At 48.7% G+C, this 22,355-nt stretch carries 22 protein-coding genes; 7 read left to right on the top strand and 15 right to left on the bottom strand.

Annotated elements, in window-relative coordinates; genetic code table 11:
- Nucleotides 1-58: 58 nt before the first annotated feature.
- Nucleotides 59-796 carry an SDR family NAD(P)-dependent oxidoreductase gene (locus WN59_RS09415; protein WP_046516319.1) on the top strand — a complete coding sequence of 246 codons (738 nt, stop codon included), beginning with the start codon at nucleotides 59-61 and terminating at the stop codon, nucleotides 794-796.
- Between the two features lie 174 nt (nucleotides 797-970).
- Nucleotides 971-1,402 (top strand): RidA family protein, encoded by a 432-nt coding sequence (locus WN59_RS09410; protein WP_046516316.1) that lies wholly within the window; start codon nucleotides 971-973, stop codon nucleotides 1,400-1,402.
- Between the two features lie 65 nt (nucleotides 1,403-1,467).
- Here the strand turns inward: WN59_RS09410 and WN59_RS09405 are convergent, their stop codons facing one another.
- The 12 genes from WN59_RS09405 to WN59_RS09350 all read right to left on the bottom strand — a co-directional run bounded on the left by WN59_RS09405 (nucleotide 1,468) and on the right by WN59_RS09350 (nucleotide 13,257).
- A complete protein-coding gene (locus WN59_RS09405) occupies nucleotides 1,468-2,196 on the bottom strand; it encodes an SIS domain-containing protein (protein WP_046516315.1) in 729 nt (242 codons plus the stop codon).
- A complete protein-coding gene (locus WN59_RS09400; protein ID WP_046516312.1) occupies nucleotides 2,193-2,924 on the bottom strand; it encodes a creatininase family protein in 732 nt (243 codons plus the stop codon). The genes WN59_RS09405 and WN59_RS09400 overlap by 4 nt, the downstream gene beginning before the upstream one ends.
- Before the next feature lie 12 nt (nucleotides 2,925-2,936).
- Nucleotides 2,937-3,929 carry a phosphotriesterase family protein gene (locus WN59_RS09395; protein WP_046516309.1) on the bottom strand — a complete coding sequence of 331 codons (993 nt, stop codon included), beginning with the start codon at nucleotides 3,927-3,929 and terminating at the stop codon, nucleotides 2,937-2,939.
- A 24-nt stretch (nucleotides 3,930-3,953) separates the two neighbouring features.
- Entirely contained in the window at nucleotides 3,954-5,264 is a 1,311-nt protein-coding gene (locus tag WN59_RS09390) for a PTS ascorbate transporter subunit IIC (protein ID WP_046516307.1), read from the bottom strand.
- A 22-nt stretch (nucleotides 5,265-5,286) separates the two neighbouring features.
- Nucleotides 5,287-5,556 (bottom strand): PTS sugar transporter subunit IIB, encoded by a 270-nt coding sequence (locus WN59_RS09385; RefSeq protein ID WP_046516304.1) that lies wholly within the window; start codon nucleotides 5,554-5,556, stop codon nucleotides 5,287-5,289.
- A 2-nt stretch (nucleotides 5,557-5,558) separates the two neighbouring features.
- Nucleotides 5,559-5,999 (bottom strand): PTS sugar transporter subunit IIA, encoded by a 441-nt coding sequence (locus tag WN59_RS09380; protein ID WP_046516301.1) that lies wholly within the window; start codon nucleotides 5,997-5,999, stop codon nucleotides 5,559-5,561.
- Nucleotides 5,965-8,094 carry a BglG family transcription antiterminator gene (locus tag WN59_RS09375; RefSeq protein WP_046516299.1) on the bottom strand — a complete coding sequence of 710 codons (2,130 nt, stop codon included), beginning with the start codon at nucleotides 8,092-8,094 and terminating at the stop codon, nucleotides 5,965-5,967. Before WN59_RS09375 ends, WN59_RS09380 begins: the two co-directional genes overlap by 35 nt.
- A gap of 164 nt (nucleotides 8,095-8,258) precedes the next feature.
- Nucleotides 8,259-9,185 (bottom strand): DMT family transporter, encoded by a 927-nt coding sequence (locus WN59_RS09370; RefSeq protein ID WP_046516295.1) that lies wholly within the window; start codon nucleotides 9,183-9,185, stop codon nucleotides 8,259-8,261.
- 157 nt (nucleotides 9,186-9,342) lie between these two features.
- Nucleotides 9,343-10,587 carry a M20 family metallo-hydrolase gene (locus WN59_RS09365; RefSeq protein ID WP_046516291.1) on the bottom strand — a complete coding sequence of 415 codons (1,245 nt, stop codon included), beginning with the start codon at nucleotides 10,585-10,587 and terminating at the stop codon, nucleotides 9,343-9,345.
- Between the two features lies 1 nt (nucleotide 10,588).
- A complete protein-coding gene (locus tag WN59_RS09360) occupies nucleotides 10,589-11,299 on the bottom strand; it encodes a small-conductance mechanosensitive channel (RefSeq protein ID WP_231577192.1) in 711 nt (236 codons plus the stop codon).
- A gap of 26 nt (nucleotides 11,300-11,325) precedes the next feature.
- Complete coding sequence (locus WN59_RS09355) at nucleotides 11,326-12,036, bottom strand: DUF5058 family protein (protein ID WP_046516289.1); 711 nt, start codon at nucleotides 12,034-12,036, stop codon at nucleotides 11,326-11,328.
- A 30-nt stretch (nucleotides 12,037-12,066) separates the two neighbouring features.
- Nucleotides 12,067-13,257 carry a M20 metallopeptidase family protein gene (locus tag WN59_RS09350; RefSeq protein ID WP_046516286.1) on the bottom strand — a complete coding sequence of 397 codons (1,191 nt, stop codon included), beginning with the start codon at nucleotides 13,255-13,257 and terminating at the stop codon, nucleotides 12,067-12,069.
- Between the two features lie 266 nt (nucleotides 13,258-13,523).
- Here WN59_RS09350 and WN59_RS09345 point away from each other — a divergent pair, with 266 nt between their 5' ends.
- Both WN59_RS09345 and WN59_RS09340 read left to right on the top strand, forming a co-directional pair.
- Nucleotides 13,524-14,588: a S8 family peptidase gene (locus tag WN59_RS09345; protein WP_052747372.1), complete on the top strand. Its 1,065-nt coding sequence runs from the start codon at nucleotides 13,524-13,526 to the stop codon at nucleotides 14,586-14,588.
- Nucleotides 14,589-14,696: 108 nt separating this feature from the next.
- Nucleotides 14,697-15,347, top strand: coding sequence for an HAD family hydrolase (locus WN59_RS09340; protein ID WP_046516279.1), 651 nt, complete (start codon nucleotides 14,697-14,699; stop codon nucleotides 15,345-15,347).
- A gap of 94 nt (nucleotides 15,348-15,441) precedes the next feature.
- Here the strand turns inward: WN59_RS09340 and WN59_RS09335 are convergent, their stop codons facing one another.
- Nucleotides 15,442-16,374: an aldo/keto reductase gene (locus WN59_RS09335; protein ID WP_046516277.1), complete on the bottom strand. Its 933-nt coding sequence runs from the start codon at nucleotides 16,372-16,374 to the stop codon at nucleotides 15,442-15,444.
- A gap of 185 nt (nucleotides 16,375-16,559) precedes the next feature.
- On the opposite strand from WN59_RS09335, the gene WN59_RS09330 reads away from it, so the two are divergent.
- Entirely contained in the window at nucleotides 16,560-18,020 is a 1,461-nt protein-coding gene (locus WN59_RS09330; RefSeq protein WP_231577190.1) for a protein adenylyltransferase SelO, read from the top strand.
- 26 nt (nucleotides 18,021-18,046) lie between these two features.
- Here WN59_RS09330 and WN59_RS09325 read toward each other — a convergent pair whose 3' ends face one another.
- Together WN59_RS09325 and WN59_RS09320 are read right to left on the bottom strand one after the other, a co-directional pair.
- Entirely contained in the window at nucleotides 18,047-18,628 is a 582-nt protein-coding gene (locus tag WN59_RS09325; RefSeq protein WP_046516268.1) for a pyridoxamine 5'-phosphate oxidase family protein, read from the bottom strand.
- A gap of 393 nt (nucleotides 18,629-19,021) precedes the next feature.
- Nucleotides 19,022-19,237, bottom strand: coding sequence for a hypothetical protein (locus WN59_RS09320; RefSeq protein ID WP_017548346.1), 216 nt, complete (start codon nucleotides 19,235-19,237; stop codon nucleotides 19,022-19,024).
- A gap of 263 nt (nucleotides 19,238-19,500) precedes the next feature.
- Between WN59_RS09320 and WN59_RS09315 the strand changes: the two genes are divergently transcribed.
- Both WN59_RS09315 and WN59_RS09310 read left to right on the top strand, forming a co-directional pair.
- Nucleotides 19,501-21,279, top strand: a complete 1,779-nt coding sequence (locus tag WN59_RS09315) for an SLC13 family permease (RefSeq protein WP_046517241.1) — start codon at nucleotides 19,501-19,503, stop codon at nucleotides 21,277-21,279.
- Nucleotides 21,280-21,339: 60 nt separating this feature from the next.
- Complete coding sequence (locus tag WN59_RS09310) at nucleotides 21,340-22,314, top strand: LLM class flavin-dependent oxidoreductase (protein ID WP_046516264.1); 975 nt, start codon at nucleotides 21,340-21,342, stop codon at nucleotides 22,312-22,314.
- Nucleotides 22,315-22,355 lie beyond the last annotated feature (41 nt).

Raw genomic sequence — 22,355 nt, 5'->3', positions numbered from 1 at the left:
ATTTAAAGACGTTTACAGGGCGGGAACAGGGTATAGAAAATCAAAGGAGGAGTTCAGATTGGATCTTAAAGGCAAAGTGGCGGTAGTTACAGGCGGTGCCTCAGGAATCGGGCTTGCCGCAGCCAGGGCATTCCTGGATAAAGGCTCCAAAGTGGTCATCGGCGACTACAACGAAGAAGGCGGGAAAGAAGCGGAGAAAGAACTGAGCGGATACGGTGATGTGTCGTTCGTCAAAGTGGATGTATCCAGTGAACAGGAAGTGAAAAACCTCATAGCGGAGGCCGTTGACAGGTACGGCCGGCTCGATGTGATGTTCAACAATGCCGGCATCGGCATTCAGGGAATGACCCACGAACTGTCATACGAAGACTACAAAAAGGTCATCAATATCAACCAGGACGGTGTTTTCTTCGGTTCCAAGCATGCCATTCCGGAAATGCGGAAAGCAGGCGGCGGAGCAATCATCAATACCGCCTCCATCCTGGGCAGTGTCGGGGAACCGACAGCGTTTGCATATAATGCATCCAAAGGCGCGGTGAACCTGATGACCAAATCCGTCGCCCTTCAATATGCAGAGGACAAGATCAGGGTCAACGCCGTCGCGCCGGGTTATGTGGAATCAGGCATGGTGAGCAGGGAAGCCCTCGGCGAATATTACGACAATCTCGTCGGCAAACACCCGATCGGCAGGCTCGGTGAGCCGGAAGAGATTGCCCATGCAGTCATATTCCTTGCAGAAAATGAATTCACAACCGGCATCACACTGCTGGTCGACGGCGGTTATACCGCCCAGTAAATCGCCGGAAACAGACAGGTCATGATGCCACTTCAGGCGGAGTGGCATTTTTTATTGGAAATTTTAAGATTTTGATTGCTAAATGATAATATGCTGGAGTAATATAATCTTGAGTTTTTTCATAAAGGGCTCAGGGGACTGAAAATTGATCATATGAGTGAAGGGGTACAGTAAATGAAAGATGTCGTAAAATACCGGCCGGTACCGAAAGGGCAATATGAACTCGCGACACGTTTTGGGAATATCATCTATACCGCAGGCATGACACCGACAGTGGAGGGTGTGCTGATAAAAAGAGGGAAACTCATGGCAAGCCACTCTGAGGAGACATACCGGCAGATCATGCAGCAGGCGACATGCAACGCCTTATCCGCCGCAGAGGAAAAACTGCAGACGGGCGAAGAAATCCGGCAGGTCATCAGCATGACAATATATATAAATGCAGAAGAAAGGCTCAACGGCCATGCGAGAATCGCCGACTTCGCATCCACATATCTGATGGAAGAACTTGGCGAAAGAGGCATCGGCAGCCGGACGACAGTGGGCGTCAGTTCACTGCCCGGCGATGCACCGGTTGAAGTGCAGCTGATAGTCGGAGTAGGTTAGAAACGTATAGAAAAGCAGTTTTAAAGACCGCCGTGTATTCATTCGCACAGCGGTCCTATATATTTCTAGAGTGGCACTCTGTCTTTATATTTTTCAACCAATTTCTGGTTATGGGCATCTGCACCCTCCATATTTCCGCTCAGAAAAATCGGCGGTGTATACCCGGATTCTGCCAGCAAAACAACTGCCTCTGAAATTATTGCATTTAATATAGAAGCACCTGCCACTGTGGAACTGGGCGAAAATTTTTCTGATATTTGGTGGTGGCTCATTATTGCATCCCCGGCGGGGGAATGGTTGTCGATCACAAGGTCGACTACATCATATAGATGTTTCCCTGAAGGGTGTCTTGAGTGCTGACTGGAGGAGTATTCCTTTGAAGTGATGCCGATGACGGTTGCTCCATATTTTCTGCCGTAAAGGGCAACGTCTACAGGAACGGGGTTTCTGCCCGACGTAGAGATGACAAACATCAAGTCTCCGCTTCTTATATCCTGATGCTCCATAAATTTCACGGCATAATTTACGCTTCTTTCCAATTCCGAAGATTTGAGCGCCCCTTCATGAAGCATGAGTGGTTCATGAAGAATGGGACGGATGGGGACGAGCCCGCCGGCACGGTAGTATACCTCTTCAGTAAGAATATGTGAGTGTCCACACCCAAAAAGATGGATGATCCCATCGTTCTTAATGGTATCTGCCATATATGAAGAAGTTTTTTTCATCTTCTCCGCCTCTGAATTTTCTACGTTTTCGAGTATTCTTTTTATCTCATTGAAATAAGAGCTGATCATTTCGCCGCCCCCTCATTCTGAGTCAGTATATCCACCATGTTGTCCAGAACTTTTTCTAATATATACTCGCCCTTGCTGTCATCAGCCAGAGTGGCATCGCCGAGTACGGCTGAGTCCGTGAAGGTCTCCCACGGTGTAGGGGTCACGTCAGCCGCCAACGAAATGTCGGGAATGTCCCTGACAGCTTTATCCATGTTGACTTGATCAGGGGAGAGATAAAGCATATATGATGTCTCAATTTCACACGCATGAAAATAAGTGCCGTGAGCAGCATTGTTCTCTCTGACTTCCTCCGCATATTCCTTCATTCCAGGATAGAAAAAGTAGTATACTTTTAAATCCGGAATTTCATCAAACAGTTTGCGGGCCGCCTCTTTCAGAGCGGTACTATTGCCCAGATGCCCATTCATCATTACGAATGATGAAAAGCCCTGCCTGTGAATGCTGTGACCGATATCATATAAAATACTGATCAATGATTCATTGCTTACATTTATGCTCCCCGGAAAGTTTCTCAGGCTCCATACCTGACCGTATGGAAGAGTGGGCAGTACAAATGCATCCACTCTCTTTGCGAGTTTGCCTGCCATCTCTTCAGCCAGAATATTGTCGGTTGAGAGAGGAAGATGTGGGCCATGTGCTTCCACTGCTCCGACAGGGAGTACTGCAATTTTCTTTTCTCTTATCTTGTCTGAAACCTCGTATGAATTTTCAAATTCGAATTTCATGGTCACTCATCCTTACTTTTTAAAGGTGAAGCACCTTTTTGGATTATCAATGAAAAACTTGCGCACGAGTTTTTCTGCATCATATCCGTTCTGCTTTGCCTCTTCTTTGAAACGTGGCACCCAGTTCCCCAAAATATTATAAAACCCCAGTCCGTGATCGTAATGTTTGAAATAGCTTTTCCTTGCTGTGTCTCCGCTGACGAGTATCTGATCTTCGAATCCTTTATCTACAAGGTCCAATATACACCGTATTCTTTCGCTTTCAGGAGCATACTTAATTTTTGAGATGCCGTCGAAGGATAGGAATGCCCCGGTTTCGGCTACTTTGTTATGATAAAAAGGGTCCAGGTTCCTGTCCATATGACCAAAGCTCATGGAAGAAAGATCAACATTTTCCTCTTTTAACAGCTGTATCTGCTCCAAAGCCATAGTGCCGGCTTCAGTATGTGAATGCATAGGTGCTTTAGTGTGATGATGTGCTCTTGCTACAGCACGCAAAGTTTTTTCTTCCAACGGGCTGATACTGTTATACCCTGTACCGAATTTGACTTGTCCGGCTTTGAACCCTGTTCCTTCCAATCCATTTTCCACTTCGCTGATGACAAAATCAGCGAGTTTGTCTATGGATGTGGCATCAATCCACTGCCCGTAAGTTCCGTACTCGCCGGTCACGGATTTAAGATGATCCGGAATTTTGGCAGACCACAGGAAACCCTTATTGAAGCCGGCGGTTCCGATGATGTTTATGCCCGTTTCATTTGAAATTTCGGCAACACTTCTGATATCTCTGCCGTAATCAACGGCAGTAGCATCGACTATGGACTCACCGCCCAGTTCCTTAAAATCCAGGACCTCTTTCAATGAAGCCTCCGGATTATCGAGGATAAGATCATCCTGTCCCATTTCCACCCAATAGGGAGGACGACAGACTATATGTTCATGACTGTAGGTGACACCCAATTCTTCAGGGTTGATATCTCCCTTAAATGTTCTTATGAAACTCATATTTTCCCTTCTTTCAATCTGTTATTAAACGAATAGGAGTTCTGCTAATAACTTGACTATCGGTCCCAGTATGAACATATCCGAATCGGCTGCCCACATAGCTGTATCCGGTATCGTATCCGACAGCAGCATCCTTACCATTACATACTGGCCCCAGGCAACTACAGTCGCAGTAGCGAATCCGCCGATGACAGCGCCTCTGGCGCCACCGGTCGAGTTGCCGAATACGCCTGCGGTGGCACCATGGAAAAACAGTACGATCATTGTCGGAACGAAAACATACGCAACGGTATTACCAAGGATGAACAACCAGATGAGGGCTCCTGCAAAAGCTCCGACAAACCCCAGTATTACCGCGTTGGGTGCATAAGGGAATACAATTGGCGAATCGAGTGCAGGCTTGGCACCGGGAACAATTTTTGTCGCTATCCCTTTGAATGCCGGTACCATTTCACCGATGAACATTCTGACACCGACAAGTACTACTGCGATACCGGCAGTGAACATGAATGATTGAATGATGGAGTAGACGATGAAATTCTGATCACCAGAAGATGCAACCAATTCTTCAGCACCGGGAGTGTTTCTCAATGTGACGACTATCGCTCCTGTTAAGAATAGAAGCCCCATGGTCAACGCTGTTATCACATTGGAATCCCTCAGGAATTCCAAGCCATTCGGGACTTTGATCTTCTCAGAATCGTTGTTTTTATTACCGAGCCATTTTCCCATCAGTGCAGCCAATAGTGAAACCGAAGCCGATGTATGGCCCAGGGCAATTTCATCGTTTCCTGTAACCTTTCTCATGAAGGGCTGTACGATTGCAGGCTGCAGGGTCCAATACAGTCCCATAATGATGGACAGGAAGATGACCAGTTGCCAGAAGCCGACATCCGGTGCAGACTGCACAACGATCCCTGCAAAGATTGTTGTAGTCCAGAACATCATATGCCCTGTCAGGTAGATGTACTTAAATGGTGTAAACCTGGCAAGCAGCACATTGAGTAAGAACCCGAGTGACATCACGAGAGCAACAATGCTTCCATACTCTCCCGTGAAAGCTTCCTGTCCCATGAAATCTGAAATGGACTCTGATCCCAGGTTAAAGACTTCTGCCCATAGTGGCTCGAAAACGGTGAGTGATCCTGAAATGATGTCAGCACCTGCGGTGATAATCAGGAAGCCGATGATTGCTTTGAATGTGCCGCTGAGCACCTGGCTGGTTGTCTTTTTCTGTACGAGCAATCCAATCAGGACAATGGTGCCTATGAGAATAGCCGGCTGACCAAAAATATTGGTGGCTATCCACATAACAACATCAGTAATAGTGTTCATGGTATCCCAACCCCTTTGGTTATTAATCTACGTTCTGCTGTATGGCTTCATTTATTTCTTCCATATCGAAAAAGCTGTTGATAATAATGACTTTGGCAGAATGTTCTTTCAAACTTTCCGCTATTTCATTACTTGTGAAGATGTAATCGGCGTTCATACTGGAAGCGGCCGAGAGGTCAGTATTCTCCACATCTGCCTGATAATCATTGTCTGCAAGGGCCTGTTCCACATTCATTTTTAAAATCAGGCTTGTTCCCTGGCCCAATCCGCAAACTGTAAGTACTTTTTTCATTTTCAATTCCTCTTTTCTATGATTTTTATAATTTCCTTGATGTTCTTTGCGTTTATAAGTTCATCAGTTGCTTCTTTTTCATTGAGCAGGCGGGTGAGTTTTTGAAGTATTTCCAGATGTTCATCTCCTGATGTAGCCCCCAGCCCGAATACTAAAGAAACGGGGTCATTGGTTTTATGGCCGAATTCAACAGGAGACTTCAACTTGACCAGAGATACAGAAGCATCTTTTACGCCATCTTCAGGTCTTGCATGGGGGAGGGCGATTTTAGGCGATAATACAAAATATGAACCATTTTCTCTATAGGACCTGATCATGGCTTCAATGTATTGATGTTCGACGCCGTCCGCGTTGGCAAGTAATGTACCTGCGCGGTGTATAGCCTCTTCAGCATCGGAAGCGTCGAATTCAGCATCTATCAGTTTCTCTGTCAGGAATTTCACAGTTACCATCTCCTTTACCTTCGTTAAAATTCAGCAACTTAATAATTTCATGGCGATTCTCTGCATTTAGAATATGATTTTTCCTGGTTCTGTCAGAAAGGATTCTGGTAAGCTGCTCCATTGCTTTTAAATGTTTTTCATTATCTTCTGAAGCCAGGACGATAAACAGTTTTACAGGTTTGTCTTTTATCTTTATGCTGTTTTTAACAAGCAGGAGACTCATCCCTGTGTGCCTGACCCCATCTGCCGGTAAAGCATGAGGAAAAGCTATGGAATCGGAGGTGACCATATAGGTTCCTTTATCAATGATGAGTTTTTTCATTGCTGTTACATATGAATATGCTATACATCCATCTCCAATCAACGGTCTCGAGGCGATCTCAATAGCGTCTTTCCAGTCTTCAACCGTCTTGACTACCTGGATTCTGTTAAGAGGCAGCAAATCCTTGAACATAGGCTTATGGGTATCTGGCTCTGTATTTACAGTGGGTGAGAGGTATTCAATAATTTTTTCTCTTAATGATTCTGAGTCCTTGATGTCAGCGTACTGATCGATGATATCAAGGAGTGTATCCACTTTCGGCATTTCATTTTGACTATAGGTGTATTGATCCAGTTTGCCGTGGGTCAACAGTGTTTCTTTATCTTTTGCGCTGAAGAGAGGATTGACCACTATCACTGGAACACCTTTATCTTCCAGAGGCACACTGGAAACGACAAAATCCACAGTGCTGGTCAGTGAATACAATTTTTCGTAGTCCTTTTCGGCGAATAAAGAAACAATTTCATATTCCGGAAGCAGATTGATCATCTGATTTTCCATTATCCTTGAGGTGCCAATGCCATTTGGGCATACAATCATGATTCTCAAAATACGTTCGTTTACAGTCAGTGCATTTCTTTTTAACCACCCGCCAAAATGAATCGCGATATATGCGAGTTCATCATCATTGATTTTTTGACAGACCAATCTTTCCAGGGGCTGGATAATCTCTCTTGTAATTGAAAATATCTCTTTATACTCCTTCTTGATTTTGTCTGTTAGCGGGTTGGAAATATTTATATGATATTTAATTCTGTAGTATGCCGGCTTCATATGAAGCAGCAGGTTCTGATACAATGAATTTTGTTCCGGAAAGGTCACAGCAGCCTTCTGTTGAAAACTATCAATCAGTGTATCGACGATGGATTCAAGGTTTAATATATTTTCAGTTTCATAATCACTGGACTTTGAAAACCTGATTTTTGCACCAAGTAAGATCCGGGTGAAGTAGACAGACTCATCCTCAGTGAAAACGTCCAAAAATTGCTCGAATATACTGTCGGCGATTTTAAATTCAGGTGCCGCTTTTATGGCTTCTTTTTCCGAATGGCTAAGATGCAGTGTCCTATCGTTCCTCATTCTCTGATAAAAGCAGAGCATCCATGTTGAAATTAAAGGACGGATATCCTCAGCAATACCGGTTCCGGCCATCTCTTCATATGCACTTAGCAGGTTCCCAACTAAATGTATATCGGACGGGGTGAAGAGCTTTTCCTGCAGATTGAGATGCATGTCTTTTTCCGTCGATAGCCCGGCATTGGAAGATAGGTACTGTACATAATCCATTATCATATGGCGGATGCCGATTTCATTTCCTGCAACCAGATATCCTTCCGAAATAGAAGAAGTGATTGATATATCCTGCTTATTTATACTCTTTCTTACTTGCTTAATGTCGTCTATTACTGTGTTACGACTGACTTTGAACAAAGATTGAAAAGTACCTATAAAATAAGGAGTGTCAATATCCAATGACAGCAATAGGAAAATCCATGCATGTCTTTCTCCTTTGGAGTATTCATAATAGGAGACACTTTCCCGGTCCATCGAGGACCAGATTCCAGCCTTCACTTCGTCAGGGATAAAAATCCCCATGCCATGCACTTTTTCAATCTGACTGCCGTGTACATCAGTCAGCCACTGGTTAATTTTTTCGATGTCATTGTAAATGGTCCTTTTTGAAACGTTCAAAGAACTGGCCAGTTCTTCTATTGATAAGTACTTATCGCTTTCTGCGAGTAAGCGCAGAATGGCAGAACTGCGTTTGTCCATAACAATCTTCCTTTCCAATATCAGATGACTGACATTTCAGATAATTGTTACTTAAGTATATAATATCCCGGTAAGCACATAGAAATAAGTCCAAATGGCACATTGGCATTTATGCAAAATTGGACTGATACAAAAAAGACCACCATATTATATGGTGATCTCTCTCACTTCTCATAAATTTTTTCGCTTTGCCTCTGCCTTTTCCTGTAAAGCGACAGTGTCACACCGGCGATGATGAGGACGGCCCCGGTGATTTCAGTGGCTCTCACTGTAGAGCCGAGTACAAGCGCCGCACCGGCCATCGCAACAAACGGCTCCATGTTCATCAGGAGCGATGCATTCGCTGCGCCCACTTTCGGCATTTCCCTGTTCCAGATCATGTTGCTGAGACCGTGCACGATGATTCCGCTGATGACAAGCAGCAGCCACATCGGCATGCCGGCTGCGGCCATCCGCCCGTAATCCGCTGCCGGCAGGAATGGGACGAGGACAAGCAGTCCGGATGTATTGGATAATAGAGTGATCTGTATCGCATTGATATATTTCGCGAGCCACTGGATCAGAACCATGAATACGGCGAACGTCAGCATCGTCAGGATGATGACCGATTCACCAATGCCGAATATGATCGCACTGCCGTTGTAAGTACTCAAGATAACACCGAACAGTGCAAGCAAAGCACCGAGCCAGAATTTCAGTCCGCGCCGTTCACTGAAGACGAAGACCGTGAATATCGCCGTCATGATCGGAGCCAGGGCCAGAATCAGCGCCGACGTCACCGGATTCGCCGTGACCAACCCCAGGAAGAACGTATACTGGTTCGCCGCAATTCCGATGACACCTGACAGGATGATTACAACCCAGACCTTGAGCGGAACTTTAGGCATCGTGAAATATTTCGAAGCAAAAATCCAGAGGAACAGGTTGATCGCAATCAGCCGGATGACCGTGATGCTGTAGGGGTCGAAGTGATCGACAAGCACCTTGCCAATGATGAAATTGCTGCCCCAGATGATCACGCAGAGCATTAGAACGGGATAGGTAAGCCATTTCGATATGTTTGGCGGCAGGGTAAAATTAAATCTGTTCATATATGAATCCATCCTTGCTAATAAAAACAATATATCAATGATACGATTTTTCAGTAGACAGTATCAATATTAACCCCTCAAAAGAAAACTGATGCCCACATGTATTGAATGTGCAGGCATCAGTCTATGCTGAAATATAGATTCAGTTTTTCTGATGCTAGACACTGCCAACCAGCCTCAGCATCGTCTTATACAACAGCTCCGTCCCGATCGCGATGTCTTCATCGGTCGAGTATTCGTCGGGATGGTGGCTGATGCCGTCTTTGGATCTCACGAATATCATTCCCATGTCGCACGCGTCTGCCATGTGACTGGCGTCATGGAAGGCGCCGCTCATGAGGACGGGCGGGGCGAGGTTCATGGTTTCGCTTTCTTCTGACATGATGGTCATGATTTCTCTGCTGGCCTCTTTCGGGGTGGTGCCGCCGTCGTCTGATATTTCATAATCCAGTCCGTGTTTTTCCGAAATATCCTTCACGGCTTCCCTTAATTGCTGTTCGTATTCATCACGCCGCGTGAGGTCGCTGTCCCGCAGGTCGATGGTGAATTCCACTTTCTCCGGGATGATGGAACGGCCGCCGGGGCTGACTTTGATATCTCCGACGGTGCCGACGGTGGGCGCCCCGGCTTCTGTCTGTACGATGCTGTTGAATGCGGTGATGATTTCTGCGGCACCTGTGACTGGATCCTGTCTCATGGGCATGGGCACTGTGCCGGCGTGGCCCGAGATGCCTGTCAGTGTGACACCGAGCCATCTGGGTCCTGCGATGCCGCTGACGATGCCGATGGGTTCATCCTGTTCCTCGAGGTTCGGCCCCTGCTCAATGTGCATCTCGATATATGAAGCGATTTTGCCGGTATCGTATTCTGATTCCTGCAGTTTCTCCGGATCGGCTCCGAATCCGATCAGTGCTTCCCGCCTTGTCACGCCGTCTTCATCCGCTCTTTCGAGTTCGCCCGGTTCCAGAGCACCGAGTATCCCCCTTGATCCGAACAGCCCGACGCCGAACCGGTGGCCTTCCTCGTCGCAGAATGATATGACTTCAACCGGCACTTCAGGTTGGATGCCGTTTTCCATCATCGTCTGGACCGCTTCAAGGGCGCCCAGCACACCGATGGTACCGTCATATCTTCCGCCGGAAGGCTGTGAATCGATATGGGAGCCGAGCATGACAGCCGGTTCATCGGGATTTTTCCCCTCCAGCCGGCCAATCAGGTTGCCGAAATTGTCGAATCGGGTTTTGAGGCCGGCTTCATCCATCCATTTCCTGACAAGATCCATACCTTCTTTATATTCTTCCGATAGCGCCAGTCTGCATACACCGGTCCTGCCGATTTTGCCGATCTCTGCCAGTTCGGCCAGACGTCCGGCCAGGCGGTCTGTGTTGATAGTCAGATTCATTTTAGATATTTCCTTTCTTTTTTTCCATGAAGAGTACTGCGGTGATCGTCAGTGCCACGCAGAGTGCGATCTTTATGAGTGAAAAAATCGGTGAGAATAGGATGATCATGCCGATGATGAGCGCAGCCACGCCGTACTGGGGCGTCTTATACGCGAACTGTCCGAGCACCGCGCCGAATATGGCCGGCAGCACGAAATTGAACGCACCTTCTATATACGGCGGAATCAATGTGATGAGGTATGTCCCGCCGATGACCATGATGAGAAGGACGACGATGTTGGCCAATGAAGCGACGGCGATTCCGAATACGCCCGCCACCTCAGCCTTTTTGGAGCCCGGTTCAGCATTGACGGCTTTCTGCGCGGCTGAAGAGCAGGGCAGGCACATATTGGCGATATTGCCTGTCAGAAAGGCGAGATAGGTCCCGGCCACACCCAGAGTGGGGTAATAGGTGATCGGTTCCAGCACCCACATGATACCGATGAATGAAGCATATCCGACCAGGCCGGTTGCGATGACGCCCCAGCCCGGATGGGCATCGAGCACGAACGACATATAGAGCGGCGGTGCAAAACACATGATGATCAGTACGAGCAGGGTGGTCCTGCCCCAGAAATGTGAGCGTCTGTAAAATGAAGCCATCGTATCCTGTTCCGTATTTGCAGTTTCAGCGGTGGTCATTCCAACAGTGCTGTCAGTTGAATAAGTCATTTAAAAACCCCTTTACTAATATTCTTTTAAATGATGAATGTTGAAAGATAGCCGGTCGCCATGCCGATGACGAGGGAAAAGCCCAATGCCCATTCCTTCAGCCAGCTGATGTCCTTTTTGTCGGCAATGATCATCATGCCGATCATTGAAATGAGGGCGAGGATTCCCGCAATGGCATGGTTCAGGCTCGTGACCATCTGTTCATTCGCAAGATATGCAAACGCTCCGAGCATCGCAGCCAGTGCCACGCTCGCCATGATCTTCGGATTCCGTTTCTGGATCCTGTCCTGGACATTGCCCATGGATTTCGTGAATATCATTGCGAACAGGAGCCAGCCCATCCCGCCGAGGAACATCGTCCATACGACTGCGCTCAGGGCCTCGACAGGAAAATCTGAGGCGCCGAGTTCCGTGCCGGCAGACGATGCCCCGATGGCGGCCGCACTGGATTCGGTGGCTGCAGAGCCGATGATGCCGATGCGCATCAGCGTGATCGGTGAGCCGATCAGTGCAATCAGAGAGACGAGCACGATCACGATGCCGAATGACGGACCGATGGAACTGATGAAGCCGGCACGGATGGCTGTTGTGACATCCCTTTGCGACATGCCGGCATCCGGCGCGGACTTTTTGGCGATCCATAAAAATATGAATGCCTGGAATACGACGATGCCGACGATGATGGATGCGAATATCCAAAACGGTGCACTGTTTGCTACCTGTAATATGTCTCCCATACGAATTACCCCTTTGTTTTTATATTGGAATCATTCTTTGTTTTCCGGATTTTCCATATAATCAAGCACGGTGGCGATGAACAGCCGGCCGATATAAAGCATCGATTCCTCATGGACATCGAACTTTGGATGATGGTGCGGATACACATCCTTTTCATCGGGCATTGCTCCGCCGACCCATGCGAACGAGCCGGGCTTTTCCTTCACATAGTAGGCGAAATCCTCCATGCCCATCATAGGAGGAATTTCTGAAACATTGCTTTCGCCGTATATGGATTCCGCGACTCTTCTCAGACGTTTCGTTTCCCACGGATCGTTCACAACCGCCGGATACCCTCTCACATATTCCACTTCCGCCCGGGCGCCGAGACCTTCACAGGTGGATTCGGCGATTGATTTTATCGATCTCTCCACAGCGTCTCTGACTTCCGGTTCGAAAGTCCTGACGGTGCCCCTCATATTCGCAGTGTCGGGGATGACGTTGAAGCTGTCGCCGCCGTTGAATGAAGCGACAGTGACAACGGCGGATTTCAGCGGATCTGTCTGGCGGCTCGCAATCTGCTGCAGCGATGACATTACCTGGCCGCCGATGGCGAGCGGATCCACAGCCAGATGGGGATTCGCGGCATGTCCGCCTGTGCCGTGGATCGTGATTTCAAAAGTATCACCGTTCGCCATGACCGGTCCTTCCCGGTAGCCGACGAAACCAAGCGGCTCGGTGGAACTGACATGCGCGCCGAAAACCGCATCGACACCATCCAGGCAGCCGTCTTCGACCATGAATTTCGCACCGCCCGGTATGACCTCTTCGGCGAATTGGTGGATGAACACGACGGTTCCCGGCAGTTCTTCCCTGTGTTCGCTTAACACTTTCGCAACATGCAGAAGTCCCGAAGTATGCACGTCGTGGCCGCATGCGTGCATGACTCCATCCACCTGCGATTTATACGGGACATCCTTCTCATCATGGATGGGCAGCGCATCGAAGTCCGCACGCAGGGCGACGGTACCGCCCGGTTTTCCTCCCACAAGTTTACCAACGACCCCGCGGCCGCCGACTCCCGTCCGGACGTCAAGCCCCAGTGCCTCAAGGAATACTGCCACTTTCTCCGGTGTCTCCACTTCATGATGTGAGAGCTCTGGATTCATATGTAAGTCTCTTCTGAATGCCACCATCTCCGGATATAGTGCTTCCAGTCTTTTGAACAGAGTTTCCTGCAAATTTATCATCCCCAGTGTATAATATTGAACAATCATATAATTCAGAATATTGTGTTTAGTTCATTTAGTCAAGCAATAAACGGTTGGTGCACTTACCGGGGCGGGGAGCGCAGCCATCAAAATGTGCATGGTGCTCCCTTTAGAATTATATGTTGGGGTATAAGGTATTATATTTAAAACACGGGTATTTTTATTATATAATTGAATTATCAGATATTTCTTAATATCGGTTTTGAATCACAGTTTTTAAAAGGGGGCCTCCATTTATGGCCGAACAAAAGAAAAAAGGCATGTTTCTGGTGAAATTCAAACAGGAATCCGAATTTTCAACGTACTCATCACTGGGAATCGCAGATGAAGAAGTGATACATGAATTTAAAATTGCGAGGATGATTGAATGTGAAATCACTGAAGAGCTGATGGAAAGCCTGAATAAGAACCCGGATATCAGTTATGTGGAGAGAAACATTCCCGTTTATGCATACCAGCAGGAAGTCCCGTACGGCATCACGCGGGTCCAGGCGCCGGAAGTCCATCAGGAGGGCCATGCAGGCAGCGGTGTAAAATTGGGCATTATCGATACAGGCATCGATGCAGCACACGAAGACCTGAATGTTGCGGACGGGTTTTCCGTATTCGATTCCGGGGAAGATGCGGATCTCTATAACGACGGCAGCGGACACGGCACACATGTTGCCGGGACGGCGGCGGCGCTTGATAATGATACCGGCGTCGTGGGCGTGGCCCCGGAAGCGTCACTTTACGCGATAAAAGTGTTGGACGGTGATGGTTCGGGTTCCTCCGCAGGTGTCGTACGGGGACTTGAATGGGCCATCCAGAATGAAATGGGTGTCATCAATATGTCCCTCGGCTCGCCGGAACCCTCGCGGGCGATCCAGGATGCTGTGGATATAGCATTCAATGAACATGACATCCTGGTCGTCGCAGCGGCCGGCAATGAAGGGAATGAAGAGGGGACGGGGAATACGGTAGGCTATCCGGCACAGCATGATGCCGTTCTGGCAGTCGCGGCAACGGATGATAATGACGCCAGGGCGCCGTTCTCCTCCACCGGCCCGGGCGTCGATGTGGCAGCACCCGGCGCTTCGATCCTGTCCTCAGTCCCCGGGAACAGCTATGACAGATTAGACGGCACTTCCATGGCCGCACCTCACGTCTCCGGTGCCGGCGCAGTGCTCAGGGCAGCTTTCCCCGAAGAATCGGCCGCAGAGATCAAAGAGCGTATCATCTCCACCGCAAAGGATATAGGTGATAATGCTGAATGGTACGGCAGCGGGCTGTTACAGCTCCTTGATGCCGTGAACAGATGATTTAAAATGAAAGCCGTCCATCTGAAAAGGGATGGCTTTATTATTGGTTCAAGTGTCGCGGGAGCTGTGGTAGTATATGTGACAATAGAAGTGTAAGGATGTGTTTGCATGAGTATCGGTGTAATTCTGGATTTTGACGGCACGATCATCGACAGTGAAACGAACCTGTATAATGCGATCAATAGAAATCTTGCAGACCGGGGGCACAAGCCGCTGGAGATAGAGAGGTATAAAGAATCGATCGGCTCGGAGTCCGACGAACTGGATGCTTATATATTGGAACGTGTGGGCGAGGAAGGCGTACGGGCGATTGCGGAGGAACACCTGCGTACATGTCTTGAACTGGAATGCTATCCGCACATCTTGAAACTGATGGACTACTGCAGGGATAACGGGATCCCGGTGGCAGTGGCGACGAGCAGCAGGCGTTCAGATATCACCCCGATGCTTGAACATTTCGGCATTCTTGATGCATTTGTCAGCGTGCGCGGCAAGGAGGACGTGGAACATGTGAAGCCGGACCCGGCACTCTACCGGCTCGCCGGGAAAGATCTCGGGCTCGCGCCTGCCGATATATATGCCATCGAAGACACGGTGAACGGTTCACTTGCGGCGGTCCGTGCGGGCATGAATGCCATCGTGCTGACGAATGAGATGACCGGGGACATGGATTTCGACACGGTCGATTATTTCGCAAAAGACATTACGTATGAGGAAATCATTGAAATACTGGAGGGGAAACCTGCCGTAAAAGAATAGAGCGTAATCCGGGGTCGGGCTCATAGCGGATATGAGCCTGATTTTTGTTTCTTCATACAAAAAAGACAGCCGGAGCTGTCTTTTTGAAATTTGGTTATGAGAATATATTATCGATCTCTGCAACCTCTTCAGCCGTCAGTTCGACTTCGAGCGCCTTCAGATTATTCAGCACCTGTTCGGAGCGCTTGGCGCCGGGGATGATCGTATCGATGACGTCTCTGGTGAGATACCATGCCAGTACGACATGGGCGATGTCGACGCCTTTTTCTTCCGCGATCGGCCGGAGTTTTTCCACCTTATCGATGTTTTTTCCGAATTCTCCGCTCTGGAATGCCGGGAGGTTTTCGCGCAGGTCATTGAATGTGTCTTCCTTCGTGAATTTACCTGTCAGGAGGCCGGATGCCAGCGGGAAGAATGGAACGAATGATATGCCCTGTTCTTTCAGATAAGGGAACAGTTCATCTTCGGCCCCGCGCTTGAGCAGGTTGTATTCCCCTTGGAATACATCGACATGACCGTCTTTGTTCGCCTCTTTCAATTGATCGAGAGAGAAGTTGGATACGCCGATGGCACGTATTTTGCCTTCATCCTTCAATTGTTTGAGGGCGGCAACCGCCTGATCCTTCGGTGTCCCTTCATCAGGATAGTGGAGATACATCAGGTCGATATAGTCGGTCTGAAGACGCTCGAGGCTTTTTTCGGTTTCCTCTTTCAGGAATGTCGGTTCGTTGCTCTGGGACATGTCATCACCGTCGAAGATCGGTGAGATTTTCGTCGCGATGACAAGCGCGTCACGCTTTCCGGTCTCCTTCACAGCTTCGCCGACGAGCTCCTCAGAACGGCCGGCACCGTAAAGATAGGCCGTGTCTATAAAGTCAATGCCGTTTTCAATTGCAGTTTTGACGAGGTCCTTGCCCGCCTGTTCATCAAGGTCCGGGAAAAGATTGTGCCCGCCGACTGCATTCGTGCCCAGCCCGATCGGGTTAACGTTCAAATCAGATTTACCGATTTTAACTTCTTTCTTCATAACATCAACCTTCCTTCCTTTGATAGAGGGTGAAATCATACCCACTCCATCCAGAATAGGAAACATTTGTGCTGAATGCAAAAATATTGATCGGCGTTTCATTCCGCCCTGAAATCGTTCGTTAGGGGTGAGGACTGTTAAATGGTAGAATGGAGACAGCGACCCACAGTGAAAGAAGGGATAATATGGATCCATTCGGATTTAATTTTGATAACACTTTTGAATTGCTGCCGGACAGCTTCTATCGTAAAGCAGGCGCGACGCCTGTGGATTTTCCGGAAATCGTTGCCTTCAACAGCTCTTTGGCAGCGGAGCTCGGGCTTGATGAAGAGAAACTCCAGACGGATGAAGGGAAGAAAGTTTTTGCAGGCAACCGTATGCCGGAAGGGGCATCATCGATTTCCCAGGCCTATGCTGGCCATCAGTTCGGTAATCTGTCGATGCTCGGTGACGGCCGGGCGGTGCTGATCGGGGAACAGGTGACGCCGGAGGGGGAACGGTTTGATCTGCAGCTGAAAGGATCGGGCCGCACGGTTTTCTCAAGGTCGGGTGACGGCCGGGCACCGATCGGACCGATGCTCCGGGAGTACATCATCAGCGGGGCGATGCATGCCTTGGGCATCAGGACCTCAAGGAGCCTTGCGGTCGTGACCACCGGAGAAGGGGTGACCCGCGAGGAAATCCTGCCGGGCGGCATACTGACCCGCGTGGCAATGAGCCATCTGCGCGTCGGCACATTCGAATATGCAGTGAGGACCGGCGATGAGACGGATATCAGAACGCTTGCGGATTACGCGATCAGCCGGCACTATCCGGAACTGGAAGATCTTCCTGACAAAGATAAATATCTGTCCTTCCTGAAAGCGGTCATCCACAACCAGGCAGAGCTCATATCAGACTGGATGCTGGTCGGATTCATCCATGGGGTGATGAACACCGATAACATGACGATCAGCGGTGAGACGATCGACTACGGTCCATGCGCGTTCATGGACGCCTATCATCCGGAGACGGTATACAGTTCGATCGACATCAACGGAAGGTACAAGTATCAGAACCAGCCGGCAATCGGGCAGTGGAACCTGGCACGGTTTGCGGAGACTTTATTAACGCTGATCGCTGATGATAAGGACGAAGCGATATCGCTCGCCCAGGATGCATTGTCGGAATACGGCAGATTGTATGAAGGGTTCTGGCTCGACGGCATGCGGAAGAAACTCGGTCTGACGGAGGAGTCCGAAGACGACGAGATGTTCATCACAGAACTGCTGGACATGATGGTGGCGGCTGAGGCCGACTACACACGGGTGTTCAGGATGATGGCGCTGGGTCAGGCTGAAAAGACCGAACTTGCGAAAGCGGAAGGTTTCAGTGAATGGCATGATAAATGGAAGCGGAAGCTCGAGGATCAGGAGTCGGGGATCGAGGCGGCATATGAACTGATGAAATCGGTGAACCCGGCAGTCATCCCGAGGAACCACCTCGTGGAAAAAGCGCTGGATGAGGCGATGCATTACGGTGATTATAGCCATTTCAACAAATTGAATGAAGTGCTGGCAAAGCCTTATGATGATTCACACGAGGATATGTATAAAAACCCGCCTGAAGCGTCGGAAGCCGTCCTTCAGACATTTTGCGGAACTTGATGGGTGCAGGGGATTCCCCGCACCCATTATTTTTTGACATCGAAATAGTCCCCGCGGTGTTTCTTTGGAGTCTCAGGACCGGAGCTATCCGTCTGCTTCTTCATGACGGGAATGTGCTTTGAACAATGGATGTAGGCTTCATGGACATCGATGGCGACCCACCGTTCGGCGCGGCCCTGCTCGATCTCCTGCATAAGCCGGATATTCTCTTCGGTGAGACCGAGTGTATGCAGTGCATCATGCTCCACGATATGTGCTGCGCCGTTTATATGGAGTCCGATCTGATCCTCTGTAAAATCGATGAACATGAGGCCGATATGCGGATTTTCAAGAATATTACCCATGCTTGCCATCACGCCGTTTCCACGGTATTCAGGATAGATGAGCGTCCTGTCACCGAGGACCCTCACGAAACCGGGGTGTCCCGCTCTGAGTGATGCGTCGCAGTTTCCTGCAGCATCCGATGTTGAAATGAAGAGCAGGTCACGCGCTGCAATGAAGTCCTTCATGCGCGGGTTTAGAAAATCGATCATCTGATTGTTGTAGAACGCATCTGCCCGCCGCTTAGTACCGTACTGCCTCTGAAGCTCTCTTTCACCTTTCGACATTTGAACAGATCCTTCTTTCTATACATAAAACGGCTGCGCCCACCGGCGCAGCCGAGTCATATTTTAGGGGAGGTAAAATGTGTTACACCACTAACGTGATGTACATAGAATATAGTACCTCACCACTTCAAAGTAAAGTAAATACCATTATGATTGCATGAATTCATAATATGATCATAATGCTGATTTTTGCGGTTCCCTGTATGCCGGGGATGGTTGAAATACTGAATTTCAGCGACTGGTTCTCGGTCATACTGTCTGTTCCCGGATCCTGATTGTTAAACTGGCTGGCGGGCTCCCAATGACTGCGAGCACTTCTGTGCGGCTCTCTGCCGGCTCACAGTGTTAACAATCAGCATCGGTATTCATCTGATCAGCCCCAATAATTACTTCCTAGTGAATCAGTCTGTGTGAACATTGATACTTGAAAAATGCCGCCCGGTTCTTGCTCGGCATGCCGCATTCTGTACATACATATTTGTCGGGGGCTCCCTTGTCATAGCTTTTGACGATGTTTCCATGCCGGCATTTCTCAGGTACATTCAGCATGGAAATGTTCCCTTTTTCCATCAGCATGGTGCTGATGTCATCTTTGGAAAACTTCTCCATTTCCTTACCTCCTTTTCTCCCTGATAATGATTTCCTGATTGTAATATTTTTTATAACCGATTTTGAGGCGTTTAATCATGGTAATATGAAAAAATACAACTTGGAGCGGTTTCATTTTAAAATTTTCCCGCTTTGGCATATATATGTATTCACATGAATATTAAACGGAAATTTCAGACAAAAATGATTACTGCGTTTCTGTCCATATGCTATCATATGAGGTAATAAGAGGAACGAACACCTGGGATGGGGGGGGGATGGATATGACCGGAGAGATGATATTTGTCGCATTGATGATAGTGGTTATGCTGATCATGCTGCTGTTTGAAGTGATGCGTGCAGATTTCACAGTGTTTTCCTTCCTGGTCATCTTCCTGCTGACTGGTGTGATTTCAACAGAGCAGGCACTCAGCGGTTTTTCCAACGAGGGTATGCTGACCGTACTGCTCCTGTTCATCGTGGCAGGGGCGATACAGAAGCACGGCATCATTGAAAATTTCATCAACAGGATTCTCAATGACAGCCGAAGTCCGAGGAAATCCATGCTGAAACTGCTGGCGCCGGTTGCTGTTTCATCCGGGTTCCTGAACAATACACCCATCGTCGTCACACTGACACCGATCATCAAGAACTGGTGCCAGAAAAACGACATATCGCCTTCCAAATTTCTGATTCCGCTTTCCTATATGACAATACTCGGCGGTACGATAACCCTGATCGGGACATCGACGACCCTTATCGTCCATGGGCTGCTTATTCAGTCCGGACTCGAGGGCTTCTCATTTTTCCAGCTGTCGGTTGTCGGTATACCGATTACAATATCCGGCCTCATATATATCCTGACAATCGGCTATCTGCTACTGCCGAGCACATTAGGGGCGAAGGAGCAGATCAGGCAGGAAGTGAAGGAATTTCTGGCCGAGGCGGTCGTTGAGAGGGACTTTGAATATATCGGCTCCCATATCATCGATGCCTCCACCACATCTCTCAAAAATGTATACATCATCGAAATCATCCGGGAGGAGGAGCGTATTTTTCCGGTTACCCCGACGACGATCATCCGTGAAGGGGACCACCTCCTGTTTTCGGGAACCTTGAATACGATTGCCGACCTCCAGAAGCAAAAAGGGCTCAATGTGATCACCGGTACGAACGAAACTCTGGAGAGCCTGAACTATGGTGATAACCATCTGGTTGAAGCGGTCGTCTCTCATCAGTCATCGATGGTCTCCCATTCCCTGAAATCGTCGATGTTCCGCAATAGATACAACGCAGGTGTCATTGCGGTCCACCGCAACAATGAACGGATCAAAAGCCGTGTGGGGGATATCATCATGAAGCCCGGTGACACACTTTTGATGCTTTGCGGTGAAAGGTTCCTCGAGGATCACATGCATTCCTCGGATTTCTATGTAATGACGTCGGTCTCGCCGCCTGATTCACTGAAACAGAACAGCGTGAAAGGGTGGATTGCAATCATCCTGCTGCTTGCCATGGTCAGTTCCGTCACTTTCGGCCTGCTCAGCATGTTTGAAGCGATGCTGATTGCAGTGGTCATTCTTCTTGGGTTCAAGCTCATCGATGCAGAGGAGGCATTCAGTTATATACAGGTGAATGTACTCCTTCTGATAGCCAGCGCATTTGGTGTGGGTGCCGCCCTCACACAGTCGGGGCTGGCACAGCTGATAGCTGAAAACATGGTGGCGTTCGCAAGGCCCTTCGGCATTATAGGAATCATCGTCATTCTGTATATCGTGACCAATATATTCACCGAGCTGATTACCAACAGTGCAGCAGCGGTCCTCATGTTCCCGATAGCGCTTGAAATTTCCTCGCAGATGGACAGCGATCATATCGGATTCGTCGTACTGATTGCCATTGCAGGTTCTGCGAGTTTCATTACACCGATCGGCTATCAGACAAACCTCATAGTGTATGGGCCCGGCGGCTACAAATTCTCGGACTACATCAAAGTCGGTACCCCTCTGTCACTCATCACCATGGTGATTGCGACATTCATCATTTATACAGTCTGGTTCTGAAAAGCATATTGGAGAAAGATGGATTCCATCTGAAAAACTGATTTTAAGGAGCATCAATGAATGAGAATTGGAATATTGGATCAGATGCCACAGCCAAAAGGGTGGACGGCTGAAGAGACTGCGACTGGTGCGCTTGAGATGGCCCGTCATGCAGAAAATATGGGTTATGGAAGCTATTGGTTCGCAGAGCACCATGCGACCCGCGGCATGGTATCGAGTTCACCGGAAATCATGATGGCCGCTGCTGCGGCACGGACTGAGAGTATAAAAGTCGGATCTGGCGGCATTCTTCTGCCCCAGTACAGTGCATATAAGGTAGCAGCACAAATATCACAGCTCGAGTCCCTGTATCCAGGAAGGATAGAGGCCGGTGTCGGGCGTTCCACAGGCGGAGGCGAGTTCGTCAGGAAAAGGCTTGCCGATTTCAAGCACAATCAGATGGGGGACTACCCGGAGAAGCTGGAAGCTTTGACCGGCTATCTCAACAAAGAAGGGCAGGTCAGGGCGGCACCGAGGACAGAAGGCAAACCGGAACTGTATGCCCTCGGACTCGGGGAGAACAGTGCCGAAATGGCGGCATCTCTCGGTATCGGATATGTTTTTGGACATTTCATCAAACCGGACAGGGGTGAAGCATCATTTGAAACATACCGCCGGAATTTCAAGCCGGGGCTGCTCGCTTCACCGAAGGCGAAGGCATGCGTATTCGTCGTCTGCGGTGAGGACGATGAACATGCAGAGCATCTCTCAGCGTCACAGCATATCTGGCTGTTGAATGTGGAAAAGGGGCTGGACAGCCAGGTACCGGATGTCAAAACTGCACAGAAACGCATGGCCTCATTGAATGAAAAGGAAAAAGAAAGCGTCGGGAAGAACAGGAAACGGATGATCATCGGCGGCCCTGAAAAAGTCAAAAGGGAACTTGACCATTTCAGTGAAATCTATCAGTGTGAAGACTGGCTCCTGCTCACTAATCTGTATGACTGGGAAGAGAAGCGGAAATCCTTTGAACGCGTAAGCGAACTTTACCTATGAATAAAAACCGGGCGGATATCAAAATCTGATATCCGCCCGGT

Origin of the sequence: Salinicoccus sediminis (assembly GCF_000986795.1) — a bacterium.
Lineage (GTDB): Bacteria > Bacillota > Bacilli > Staphylococcales > Salinicoccaceae > Salinicoccus > Salinicoccus sediminis.
Note: the sequence above shows the minus strand (reverse complement) of the source record. Positions and strands in the feature narration are given on the sequence as shown.

Bases quoted from the DNA above. Each gene is read 5' to 3' on its own strand.
- WN59_RS09410 (WP_046516316.1), top strand. From the start codon at position 971: ATGAAAGATGTCGTAAAATACCGGCCGGTACCGAAAGGGCAATATGAA.
- WN59_RS09405 (WP_046516315.1), bottom strand. From the start codon at position 2,196: ATGATCAGCTCTTATTTCAATGAGATAAAAAGAATACTCGAAAACGTA.
- WN59_RS09400 (WP_046516312.1), bottom strand. From the start codon at position 2,924: ATGAAATTCGAATTTGAAAATTCATACGAGGTTTCAGACAAGATAAGA.
- WN59_RS09395 (WP_046516309.1), bottom strand. From the start codon at position 3,929: ATGAGTTTCATAAGAACATTTAAGGGAGATATCAACCCTGAAGAATTG.
- WN59_RS09390 (WP_046516307.1), bottom strand. From the start codon at position 5,264: ATGAACACTATTACTGATGTTGTTATGTGGATAGCCACCAATATTTTT.
- WN59_RS09385 (WP_046516304.1), bottom strand. From the start codon at position 5,556: ATGAAAAAAGTACTTACAGTTTGCGGATTGGGCCAGGGAACAAGCCTG.
- WN59_RS09375 (WP_046516299.1), bottom strand. From the start codon at position 8,094: ATGGACAAACGCAGTTCTGCCATTCTGCGCTTACTCGCAGAAAGCGAT.
- WN59_RS09370 (WP_046516295.1), bottom strand. From the start codon at position 9,185: ATGAACAGATTTAATTTTACCCTGCCGCCAAACATATCGAAATGGCTT.
- WN59_RS09365 (WP_046516291.1), bottom strand. From the start codon at position 10,587: ATGAATCTGACTATCAACACAGACCGCCTGGCCGGACGTCTGGCCGAA.
- WN59_RS09360 (WP_231577192.1), bottom strand. From the start codon at position 11,299: ATGACTTATTCAACTGACAGCACTGTTGGAATGACCACCGCTGAAACT.
- WN59_RS09355 (WP_046516289.1), bottom strand. From the start codon at position 12,036: ATGGGAGACATATTACAGGTAGCAAACAGTGCACCGTTTTGGATATTC.
- WN59_RS09345 (WP_052747372.1), top strand. From the start codon at position 13,524: ATGGCCGAACAAAAGAAAAAAGGCATGTTTCTGGTGAAATTCAAACAG.
- WN59_RS09340 (WP_046516279.1), top strand. From the start codon at position 14,697: ATGAGTATCGGTGTAATTCTGGATTTTGACGGCACGATCATCGACAGT.
- WN59_RS09335 (WP_046516277.1), bottom strand. From the start codon at position 16,374: ATGAAGAAAGAAGTTAAAATCGGTAAATCTGATTTGAACGTTAACCCG.
- WN59_RS09330 (WP_231577190.1), top strand. From the start codon at position 16,560: ATGGATCCATTCGGATTTAATTTTGATAACACTTTTGAATTGCTGCCG.
- WN59_RS09325 (WP_046516268.1), bottom strand. From the start codon at position 18,628: ATGTCGAAAGGTGAAAGAGAGCTTCAGAGGCAGTACGGTACTAAGCGG.
- WN59_RS09320 (WP_017548346.1), bottom strand. From the start codon at position 19,237: ATGGAGAAGTTTTCCAAAGATGACATCAGCACCATGCTGATGGAAAAA.
- WN59_RS09315 (WP_046517241.1), top strand. From the start codon at position 19,501: ATGACCGGAGAGATGATATTTGTCGCATTGATGATAGTGGTTATGCTG.
- WN59_RS09310 (WP_046516264.1), top strand. From the start codon at position 21,340: ATGAGAATTGGAATATTGGATCAGATGCCACAGCCAAAAGGGTGGACG.